The sequence below is a fragment of the Shewanella intestini genome (assembly GCF_018221465.1).
GTDB classification, from domain to species: Bacteria; Pseudomonadota; Gammaproteobacteria; order Enterobacterales; family Shewanellaceae; genus Shewanella; species Shewanella intestini.
In genome coordinates this window covers 1-3,401 of the sequence record NZ_JAAIKR010000029.1, presented here as the reverse complement: position 1 = coordinate 3,401, position 3,401 = coordinate 1, and the positions used below count along the sequence as shown (strand labels likewise).

Annotated in this window: 2 rRNA genes; both read left to right on the top strand. The window is 48.9% G+C overall.

Annotated elements, in window-relative coordinates:
* The first annotated feature begins 247 nt into the window (after nucleotides 1-247).
* Nucleotides 248-3,139 (top strand): 23S ribosomal RNA (locus G3R48_RS16865).
* Between the two features lie 137 nt (nucleotides 3,140-3,276).
* A 5S ribosomal RNA gene (gene rrf, locus G3R48_RS16860) occupies nucleotides 3,277-3,392 on the top strand.
* Nucleotides 3,393-3,401 lie beyond the last annotated feature (9 nt).

The following is a 3,401-nucleotide window of genomic DNA, read 5'->3' as shown; positions in this document are numbered from 1 at the left end:
GTTCTTTAACAATTTGGAAAGCTGATAGTATTTAATTGCAATGATGTCTGTTGTTGTAATTAATACAAATCGTACTGTTAAGAAGTTAATCCCTTTTTAATAGTGCATTGAGTTCTCAAAACACTTTATTTAAGTGTCTTGAATATTCTAAAACTAAGGCGATAGAGCAGCTCGAAAGAGTATGCGAATTATCAAGTAAAACCAGCTGGTCACAATACAGCACAGATGAAACTCATCTGGGTTGTATGGTTAAGTGACTAAGCGTATACGGTGGATGCCTTGGCAGTCAGAGGCGATGAAGGACGTAGTAACTTGCGAAAAGCGTTGGCGAGCTAGTAACAAGCATTTGAGCTAACGATATCCGAATGGGGCAACCCACATGCATAAGCATGTATCCTACACTGAATACATAGGTGTAGGAGGCGAACCCGGGGAACTGAAACATCTAAGTACCCGGAGGAAAAGAAATCAACCGAGATTCCCCTAGTAGCGGCGAGCGAACGGGGATTAGCCCTTAAGTCATTGGGGTGTTAGTGGAATGTGTTGGAAAGCACAGCGGCACAGGGTGATAGCCCCGTACACGAAAACTAACCGATGATGAAAACGAGTAAGGCGGGACACGTGACATCCTGTTTGAATATGGGGGGACCATCCTCCAAGGCTAAATACTCCTGACTGACCGATAGTGAACCAGTACCGTGAGGGAAAGGCGAAAAGAACCCCTGTGAGGGGAGTGAAATAGAACCTGAAACCGTATACGTACAAGCAGTGGGAGCGGTTCTTGAGACCGTGACTGCGTACCTTTTGTATAATGGGTCAGCGACTTACATTTTGTAGCGAGGTTAAGCGAATAGCGGAGCCGTAGGGAAACCGAGTGTTAACTGCGCGTTTAGTTGCAAGGTGTAGACCCGAAACCCGGTGATCTAGCCATGGGCAGGTTGAAGGTTGAGTAACATCAACTGGAGGACCGAACACACGTATGTTGAAAAATGCGGTGATGACTTGTGGCTGGGGGTGAAAGGCCAATCAAACCGGGAGATATCTGGTTCTCCTCGAAAGCTATTTAGGTAGCGCCTCGTACGAATACCATTGGGGGTAGAGCACTGTTAAGGCTAGGGGGTCATCCCGACTTACCAACCCTTTGCAAACTCCGAATACCAATGAGTACTATACGGGAGACAGACGGCGGGTGCTAACGTCCGTCGTCAAAAGGGAAACAACCCAGACCATCAGCTAAGGTCCCAAAGTTATTGCTAAGTGGGAAACGATGTGGGAAGGCTTAGACAGCTAGGATGTTGGCTTAGAAGCAGCCATCATTTAAAGAAAGCGTAATAGCTCACTAGTCGAGTCGGCCTGCGCGGAAGATTTAACGGGGCTAAGCAATACACCGAAGCTATGGGTTTGCACTTAGGTGCAAGCGGTAGAGGAGCGTTCTGTAAGCGGTTGAAGGTGAAGGGGTAACCCACACTGGACGTATCAGAAGTGCGAATGCTGACATGAGTAACGATAAAGGGAGTGAAAAACTCCCTCGCCGAAAGACCAAGGGTTCCTGTCCAACGTTAATCGGGGCAGGGTGAGTCGACCCCTAAGGCGAGGCCGAAAGGCGTAGTCGATGGGAAACAGATTAATATTTCTGTACTTTTGCTAACTGCGATGGAGAGACGGAGAAGGCTAGGCTAGCGCGGCGTTGGTAGTCCGCGTTTAAGGTTGTAGGTGGTGCACTTAGGCAAATCCGGGTGCACATACACTGAGAGCTGATGACGAGTCACTAAGGTGATGAAGTAGTTGATGCCATGCTTCCAGGAAAATCTTCTAAGCTTCAGGTTAGTAGGAATCGTACCCCAAACCGACACAGGTGGTCGGGTAGAGAATACCAAGGCGCTTGAGAGAACTCGGCTGAAGGAACTAGGCAAAATGGTACCGTAACTTCGGGAGAAGGTACGCTGCCGGCGGTGATGAGACTTGCTCTCTAAGCTGCTGGCAGTCGCAGATACCAGGTGGCTGCAACTGTTTATCAAAAACACAGTACTGTGCAAACTCGCAAGAGGAAGTATACGGTATGACGCCTGCCCGGTGCCGGAAGGTTAATTGATTGGGTTATCTTCGGAGAAGCTCATGATAGAAGCCCCGGTAAACGGCGGCCGTAACTATAACGGTCCTAAGGTAGCGAAATTCCTTGTCGGGTAAGTTCCGACCTGCACGAATGGCGTAATGATGGCCACGCTGTCTCCAGCCGAGACTCAGTGAAGTTGAAATTGCGGTGAAGATGCCGTATACCCGCGGCTAGACGGAAAGACCCCGTGAACCTTTACTATAGCTTGGCACTGAACATTGAACCTACATGTGTAGGATAGGTGGGAGACTTTGAAGCATTGTCGCTAGATGATGTGGAGTCAACCTTGAAATACCACCCTTGTAGTTTTGATGTTCTAACTCTGACCCTTGAATCGGGGTTGAGGACAGTGCCTGGTGGGTAGTTTGACTGGGGCGGTCTCCTCCCAAAGAGTAACGGAGGAGCACGAAGGTTGGCTAAGTACGGTCGGACATCGTACGGTTAGTGCAATGGCATAAGCCAGCTTAACTGCGAGACAGACACGTCGAGCAGGTACGAAAGTAGGTCATAGTGATCCGGTGGTTCTGAATGGAAGGGCCATCGCTCAACGGATAAAAGGTACTCCGGGGATAACAGGCTGATACCGCCCAAGAGTTCATATCGACGGCGGTGTTTGGCACCTCGATGTCGGCTCATCACATCCTGGGGCTGAAGTCGGTCCCAAGGGTATGGCTGTTCGCCATTTAAAGTGGTACGCGAGCTGGGTTCAGAACGTCGTGAGACAGTTCGGTCCCTATCTGCCGTGGGCGTTGGATGATTGAAGGAAGCTGCTCCTAGTACGAGAGGACCGGAGTGGACGAACCGCTGGTGTTCGGGTTGTTATGCCAATAGCATTGCCCGGTAGCTACGTTCGGAATCGATAACCGCTGAAAGCATCTAAGCGGGAAGCGAGTCCTAAGATGAGTCATCCCTAGGTCTTTAAGACCTCTAAAGGGCCGTAGGAGACTACTACGTTGATAGGCAAGGTGTGTAAGCGTTGTGAGGCGTTGAGCTAACTTGTACTAATGACCCGTGAGGCTTAACCATACAACCCAGATGGGTTTTACGAAAAACCTTAGCGTTAGAATAGAGCGCTTAAATAGAGTGTAGAGACACAAAAGATTAGCTTTCCGAATTATTATTTACTGCTTTTGAAGAAAGAAGTGGTAGATAAATCCAATTTGTCTGGAAACCATAGAGCTGTGGTCCCACCTGAATCCATTCCGAACTCAGAAGTGAAACACAGTATCGCCGATGGTAGTGTAGGGTCTCCCTATGTGAGAGTAGGTCATTTCCAGGCGCCAAATTA